The following is a 6923-nucleotide window of genomic DNA, read 5'->3' as shown; positions in this document are numbered from 1 at the left end:
GGCCGTGCCCGGGGCGGTCCTGACCCTCGTGGACGAGGCGGGGCACCAGGCCGCGCGGACCGACGGCGCCGACGACGGCAGCTACCGGCTCGAGGCCGCCGCCCCCGGGTCGTACCAGCTGGTGGCCCGCGCGCCGGGGCGCCGTCCCGAGGCCGGGCGGGTCACCCTCGACGGCCGGCGCAGCGCGTTCGACGTCGTCCTGCGTTCGAGCGAGCTCGAGCGGCTCGTGCCCGCTGTCGATTGAGTCACACGGTGATCGGGTAGTTGGCACCCACCGACGTGACGACCACGAGGAGCCGCTCCGTGTCCGCTGACGACAAGTTCGACAACAAGGCCCAGGTGGTCAAGGGCAAGGTCAAGGAAGCCCTCGGCAACGCGACGGACAACCACGAATGGAAGGCCGAGGGAAAGAAGGACCAGACCGTCGGCAACCTCAAGAGCGCGGGCGAGAAGATCAAGGACGCCTTCAAGGACTAGGTCTTCGTCGCCCCGGCGATCCGTCCGGGCCGTGCCCTCCGGGCGCGGCCCGGACGTGGATCCCGCCCCGTCACACCCGCTTGAGCGGCGGGCGCGCCACGCCGTCGTCACCGGCCAGTGAGGCCTGGGCCGGCGAGCGCGCGAGCACCACGACGCCGCCGAGCGCGAGCACGAGTCCCGCGACGAACCCGAACACCCACCCCGCCCGGATGCTGTCGCCCAGCAGGACGAGGCCGAGCAGCCCCGGCGCGAGCGTCTCGGTCACCGCGAGCACCGCGACCACCGGCCCGACCGTGCCGCGCCCGAGCGCCACCGTGTACAGCCCGAGCCCGAGCGCCGCGTAGCCCAGCAGCGCCCACGCCACCGGGTCGGTGAGCACGGTGTGCAGCACCTCGCCGAACGGCCCGTCGAGGTCCAGGAGGCGCACCGCGACCGCGGTCCCCCCGAAGGCCAGCCCGGCCAGGAACGCCACCGGGACCGCGCGGCGGCTGCGCACCGCCGTGCCGATCCCGACGACGGCGAGGACCACCAGCACCGCCAGCAGTGCGATCGTCCCGCCGACCCCGGCGTGCGGCAGGTCCCCGGTCTCCGCGCTCCCCACGAGCAGGCCCAGCCCGACGACGTTGGCCCCGGCCGCGAGCAGGTCCACCCGGCGCAGCGGGGTGTCGAACACCCAGTGGGACGCGATGACGGTGATGACCACCTGTCCGGAGACGATCGCCTGGACCGCGACGATGGGCATGTAGCGCAGCGCCAGGACCGTCAGGACCCAGCCGGCGATGTCCAGCAGCAGCCCACCGAGGTACATCGGGCTGGTCAGGACCCCGGCGGCGCGCGTGGCCCGGCGGGTGGCCATCGCCTCGAGCAGCGCCGCCCCGGCGTTGGCCCCGGCGGCGACGAGAGCCGCGACGAGGCCGAGGACCAGCACGCGCCCCTCCTGGTCCACCGTCGGCGGCGCCGACGGCGCGCCGATGCCCGGCGGCGATGCGGCCGCCCGGGCAGAGTGTGCCCGCAGACCGCGGTCGGCGCGGGATGTCCGGCTTCGGCGACACGCCGTCGGGCGCCCGACGGGCCGACGACGGGTGGGAGGAGCGCGACGTGGCGGCCGGGTGGTGGATCGTCGTCGGCACGGCGGTGGTGGCCCTCGTGCTGCTGGTCGCGGCGCTCGGGTGCCGGGTGCGGCGGGGGTCGGTGCCGGCCGGTGCCGCCGCGACTCTGCCGGTCGCGCTGGGAGCGGCGGCGGTGCTCGTCGCGCTCGCGTGCGGGGTGTTCGCCCTCGTCGCCGACGACGGCGCCCTCGGGTCCACCGACGCCCCGGTCCTGGCGTGGCTGGTCGGCCACCGGACGCCGGCCTGGACGGGGGTCGCGGAGACGGCCTCGCTGCTCGGCGGGACGGTGGGCACCGGGGGCCTCGCCGTGGTGTCGGCGGTCGTGCTGTGGTGGCGGGGTCGCCCCGCCCGGGCGGTGGTGTGGGTCGTCGCGGTCCTTGTGGGATCGCTCACCATCCGTGGGCTGAAGGGCGCGGTCGAGCGACCCCGACCGCCGGTGGCGACGCGCGTGACGGTGGAGACCTCGACGTCGCTGCCCTCCGGCCACTCGCTGATGGCCGTCCTGGGCCTCGGGCTCACCGTCGCCGCCGTGCTCGCCCTCCTGCCGCCCGACAGCCGCCGTGGGGGCGCCCGGGCCTGGACGCGGGCGGCAACGGTGCTGGTCGGGGCCGTGCTGGCGGTCGGCATCGGGGTCAGCCGGGCCTACCTCGGCGTGCACTGGACCACCGACGTGCTGGCCGGGTGGCTGCTCGGCGGTGCACTGCTCTCGCTCGCCCTCGGCTGCGCTGTGCTCCTGGAGGCCCGCGCCGCGGAGATCCATCCCTCGGAAGGAGTACCTGCGCCACCGCTACGCTGACGCGCTGACGATCACCACGCGTTCGGACGCCCGTGGCGTCACTCGAATGCGCTGTCTAGGGTCGTTCCAGCGTCGTCCGACGGGAAACGGGGGTCCCGATGGAGCACGTCCCGCTCCTCGTCCTCGGGGCCGGGATCGACGGTCTGGCCGCCGCCCTGTGCCTGGCCCACCAGGGCTTCCCGGTGCAGCTGCTCGAGCGCGGGCCCGATCCCGAGTCCCACGACGACGCCGGGGTCACCGGGTCGATGCTCCTGCGGCCGTCCGCCGCGCGGGTCCTGCAGGGCCTCGGGCTGCTCGACGGGCTGCGGCCGCGGACGCTCGAGGTCCAGCGCTACTGCCACCTCGACGCGGCCAGCGGCCAGCCGCTGCGCAAGGTCGAGCTCGGGGAGGTCGCCCGGGCCCGGTTCGGCTATCCGTGCCTGATCGTGGCCCGCCGCGACCTGCGCCGCGCCCTCGCGCAGGCCTGCGCCGCCGACGAGATGATCGGCGTGCACTACGACTGCCGCCCAAGTGCCGTCGGGGACATCGGCGACGCCGCCCTGGTCACCCTGGAGGACGGCACGCAGTGGCGCGCCGAGGCCCTCGTCGGGGCCGACGGGGCGTCGAGCCGCGTCCGGGGGCTCCTCGAGGCCGGGGCAGGGGCGCTCTCGCCCACCTTCGTCGTCCGCCGCACCACGGTCGCCTCGAGCGCCGGCGAGCCCGCCAGCCCCGAGCTGCGGGTGTGGTCGGGTCCCCAGCTGCAGGCGATGCGCCTGCCCTCGCCCCACGGCGGCGCCGAGGTCGTCCTCGTCATGCGCGCCGACCTGCCGGCCCCCGAGCGGGAGTGGGTCGTCTCCCGCCTGGAGCCCGAGCTGCGGCGCAGCGTGAGCGCCGTCGTCGCGCGTGAGCCCGAGCAGGTCCTCGCCCACCAGCGCCCGCTCTCGCGCTGGACCCGCAACCGCCTCACCGTCCTCGGCGCGGCCGCCCAGCCGCTGCTGCCCCACACCGGCGACGACGAGAACCAGGCCCTGCTCGACGCCCACGCGCTCGGGAACGCCTTCGACCGCTCCGACGGGCGGATCCTCCCCGGGCTCGAGGGCTACGAGACGCTGCGCGCCCCGGCCCGGGCCGCCTGCGCCGCCCGGACGGCCGAGTTCGCGGCGCTCTCACACGCCGAGGGCCTCACCCGGCGCCTGCGGGACCGGTTGTGGGCCCGCGAGGCCGTCGACGAGGTCGCCGAGGTGCTCGGCGAGGTCTGACGGGGTGAGGATGCGGGGTATGACGACTCCTCCCCTCGCCGTCGAGAAGGACCCCGCCGCCCTCGGCTTCGACGCGACCCGCCTCGCCCGCATCGACGACCACTTCCAGCGCTACGTCGACGACGGGCGCCTCGCCGGCTGGCAGGTCGTCGTCACCCGTCGCGGGGAGGTCGTGCACACGAGCGAGGCGGGTCAGCGCGACGAGGAGGCCGGCCTGCCCGTGGAGCCGGACACCCGGTGGCGCATCTACTCGATGACCAAGCCGATCACCTCGGTCGCGGCGATGATCCTCTGGGAGCGGGGCGAGCTGGAGCTCACCGACCCGATCAGCCGGTGGCTCCCCGCGTTCGCCGAGCCGCGGGTGTACCTGCGCGGATCCGCGGGCGCGCCGCTGACGATGCCGAGCCCGGAGCCGATCCGCGTCTGGCACCTGCTCAGCCACACCGCCGGGCTGACCTACGGCTTCCACCACGCCCACCCGATCGACGAGATGTACCGCACGGCCGGCTTCGAGTGGGGCGTGCCCGCCGGCCTCGACCTCGCCGGCTGCGTCGACGCCTGGGCCGCGATGCCGCTGGTGCACACCCCGGGCACCGAGTGGAACTACAGCCACGCCACCGACGTGCTCGGGCGCCTCGTCGAGGTCGTCTCCGGCCGCAGCCTCGACGCCTTCCTCGACGAGGAGATCCTCACCCCGCTGGGCATGACGTCGACCGCCTTCGCCGCCGACGACCCGTCCCGCACCGCGGCGCTCTACGCCCGGCTGGGCGACGGGTCCCGGGTCCGGGCGGACGCGTTCGGGGCGCCCTTCCTCGAGCCGCCGACGTGGCTCTCGGGCGGCGGCGGGCTGGTGTCCACGGCCGCGGACTACCACCGCTTCACCCAGATGCTGCTGCGCGGCGGGGAGCTCGACGGCGTGCGCATCCTGGGGTCCCGCACCGTCGCCTACATGGGCCGCAACCACCTCCCCGGGGGCGCGGACCTGACCGAGGTCGGGCGGCCGCTGTTCGCCGAGATGCCGTTCGACGGCGTCGGGTTCGGCCTCGGGTTCTCGGTGGTCCTCGACCCGACGCGCTACCGGACGCTCTGCAGCGCCGGCGAGATGGCGTGGGGCGGGGCCGCGAGCACGGCGTTCTGGGTCGACCCGCAGGAGGAGATCACGGCGCTCTTCTTCACCCAGCTGATGCCCTCGAGCGCCTACCCGATCCGCAGCTCGCTGCGCCGGCTGGTCTACCAGGCCCTCGTCGACGAGCCCCCGCGCGCGTCCTAAGGCGGCGGATGTCGCTCGCCGTGAGTCGCTGTGTACGCACTGTGCTCTTCCTGAGGAGATCGCGGGTCACCCTGAGAGAGGGCTGCACAGCCCACCCTCGCTCTGTAGCGTCTGCGCCTGCCATCGGCGGGCAGCCGCTGGGCACGGGGCGAGGGAGACGGATGAGCGTGACGCCGGGGCCACGACGACGACCTGCGGGACCGCATCCGGAGCGCGGTGCCACGGAGCCGGCCGGGGTACCCCAGCCGCGGTCCGGGCCCGAGCAGGGGGGAGCGGGGGTCGTCTCGGGCGTCCCCGCACAACGGACCGCGGCCGACGTCTATCGCGTCAGCGACGAGCAGGTGCACCGCGCACGCATGGCGGTGGCCCGCAACGCGGTGGACTCCGACGACTGCCGGGAGCTGCTCGACATGCTCGGGCTGATCGGCGACCCGGGCGAGCCGCCGCCGGTCCGTCGCTGACCGTGGTGGGCGCGGCGCCGCGTCGGGGGGTGGCCTGAGGATGGTGCAGGTCCCCCCGAAACCCGCCGCCCCGGCGTCGGGGGCGCCCGCGCCCGACGTCCGGATCCGGGTGGGCCCGCGTCAGGCGCGGGCGCTCGTGACCCGGGAGACGATCCTGGACGCCGCTGCGCGCGAGTTCGCGGCCGAGGGGTACCAGGGGGCCTCGCTCTCGCGGATCCACGGGCGCAGCGGCGTCACCAAGGGCGCGATGTACTTCCACTTCGCGTCCAAGGAGGCGATGGCGCAGGCCGTCGCCGAGGTCATGTTCGCCCGCCTGCCGCAGGTCGTCGCGGAGTGGGTGGGCGACGAGGACCCGCTCGGGCGGGCGGCGCAGCTCGCCGTCGGGTTCGCCGCGATCCTGCGCGACGAGGTGGCGTGCCGCGCGGGCCTGCGCGTCGTCCACGAGGGCGCCCTTGGCCGCGAGCGCGCCCGCTGGCCCTACGACTTCTGGGAGGAGGTCCACGCGGACCTCTTCGCCCGGGCGCGGGAGGCGGGCTCGCTGCGGCCCGGGGGCGACCCCGTCGAGCTCGCCCGCACGGTCGTCGCGCTCGGCACCGGCGTCCGGGTGATCGCCCTGGCCGACGGCGGCTACGCGGCTCTCCGCGAGCGGACCGCGGCGGCGTGGTCGGTGCTCCTGTCCGGGATCGCCGAGCCCGCCTGGCTCGGGCGTTGGCAGGCCGCCGGCGGGATGGCGACGGTTCCCGAGGAGCCGGCAAGTGCACCGGCGGGGGTGCCTGACGGGGAGTCCCGGAGGGTCACGTAGGCTGTGCGTGCACCCAGCGGGGTCGGGGTTCCCGGCGCTGAAGGGGGTAAGGTCCTCGCGGGTTCGGAGGAACTCGAGCCCCCATCGTTCAGTGGCCTAGGACTCCGCCCTTTCAAGGCGGCAACGCGGGTTCGAATCCCGTTGGGGGTACGCAGTAGCCTGGTCGCGATAGCGGTCGGGATGAACTGAAGAGCAAGGCCCAGTGGCGCAGTTGGTTAGCGCGTCGCCCTGTCACGGCGAAGGTCGCGGGTTCGAGTCCCGTCTGGGTCGCACAGTCGTGCACGTGCCGTTCGGTACGGTCGCCGACAAGGCCAGGTAGCTCAGTCGGTACGAGCGATCGCCTGAAAAGCGATAGGTCGGCGGTTCGACCCCGCCCCTGGCCACCCCTTGCCCACCGGCGGGCCGCCGGGGGTTGCTCACTCCGTGGCTCCGGGCTCGGTCCGGTCGTGCGCGACTCGCCGCCGCCTTGATCAACGGCCCTCGGTGGCTGCAGAGAACCTCTCCCGACAGCCACTCAGGGCTGTTGATCGTGGACGCTGGCGCCGATCGACTCACAGCACGCACCACGAGCGGTGAGATCGAACACGAGAATTCACTCGGTGTGTCGATTTCCGCACGCACGGTCGCATGTCTTGACACGTTCTCCATACTGACCGGACGAGCAGCTCGTTCGGTGAGGAAATCGTGACAGAGAATGTGACGACGGGGATGCCCGAGAAGCCGATCAGGTTTCTCGACTCGCTCACCGCCGTGCGCGCGGACGGCGCCCG

Annotated in this window: 7 protein-coding genes and 3 tRNA genes; 9 read left to right on the top strand and 1 reads right to left on the bottom strand. The window is 74.7% G+C overall.

Features of this window, described 5'->3' with window-relative positions:
• Together AC0CYZ_RS01270 and AC0CYZ_RS01265 are read left to right on the top strand one after the other, a co-directional pair.
• A partial coding sequence (locus tag AC0CYZ_RS01270) for a carboxypeptidase-like regulatory domain-containing protein (protein ID WP_472211370.1) occupies positions 1-244 on the top strand: 244 nt, incomplete at its 5' end.
• A gap of 59 nt (positions 245-303) precedes the next feature.
• The gene (locus AC0CYZ_RS01265; RefSeq protein WP_472211367.1) at positions 304-477 is read left to right on the top strand and encodes a CsbD family protein; all 174 of its coding nucleotides are present in this window, start codon (positions 304-306) and stop codon (positions 475-477) included.
• A gap of 70 nt (positions 478-547) precedes the next feature.
• On the opposite strand, the gene AC0CYZ_RS01260 is transcribed toward AC0CYZ_RS01265, so the two are convergent.
• Positions 548-1405, bottom strand: coding sequence for a hypothetical protein (locus AC0CYZ_RS01260; RefSeq protein WP_472211364.1), 858 nt, complete (start codon positions 1403-1405; stop codon positions 548-550).
• A gap of 104 nt (positions 1406-1509) precedes the next feature.
• On the opposite strand from AC0CYZ_RS01260, the gene AC0CYZ_RS01255 reads away from it, so the two are divergent.
• From AC0CYZ_RS01255 to AC0CYZ_RS01225, 7 genes are all read left to right on the top strand, one after another.
• Positions 1510-2382: a phosphatase PAP2 family protein gene (locus AC0CYZ_RS01255; protein ID WP_472211361.1), complete on the top strand. Its 873-nt coding sequence runs from the start codon at positions 1510-1512 to the stop codon at positions 2380-2382.
• A gap of 98 nt (positions 2383-2480) precedes the next feature.
• Positions 2481-3620: an FAD-dependent monooxygenase gene (locus tag AC0CYZ_RS01250; RefSeq protein WP_472211358.1), complete on the top strand. Its 1140-nt coding sequence runs from the start codon at positions 2481-2483 to the stop codon at positions 3618-3620.
• A 19-nt stretch (positions 3621-3639) separates the two neighbouring features.
• Complete coding sequence (locus AC0CYZ_RS01245) at positions 3640-4890, top strand: serine hydrolase domain-containing protein (RefSeq protein WP_472211355.1); 1251 nt, start codon at positions 3640-3642, stop codon at positions 4888-4890.
• A 501-nt stretch (positions 4891-5391) separates the two neighbouring features.
• Positions 5392-6153: a ScbR family autoregulator-binding transcription factor gene (locus AC0CYZ_RS01240; RefSeq protein ID WP_472211352.1), complete on the top strand. Its 762-nt coding sequence runs from the start codon at positions 5392-5394 to the stop codon at positions 6151-6153.
• Between the two features lie 77 nt (positions 6154-6230).
• Positions 6231-6303, top strand: a tRNA-Glu gene (locus AC0CYZ_RS01235).
• Positions 6304-6349: 46 nt separating this feature from the next.
• A tRNA-Asp gene (locus tag AC0CYZ_RS01230) sits at positions 6350-6423 on the top strand.
• Positions 6424-6462: 39 nt separating this feature from the next.
• Positions 6463-6536 (top strand) — tRNA-Phe (locus tag AC0CYZ_RS01225).
• The last annotated feature ends 387 nt before the right edge of the window (positions 6537-6923 follow it).

Source organism: Actinomycetospora sp., from assembly GCF_055612215.1.
The sequence above is the reverse complement of the archived record's forward strand: the minus strand, read 5'-3'. Positions and strand labels throughout refer to the sequence as shown.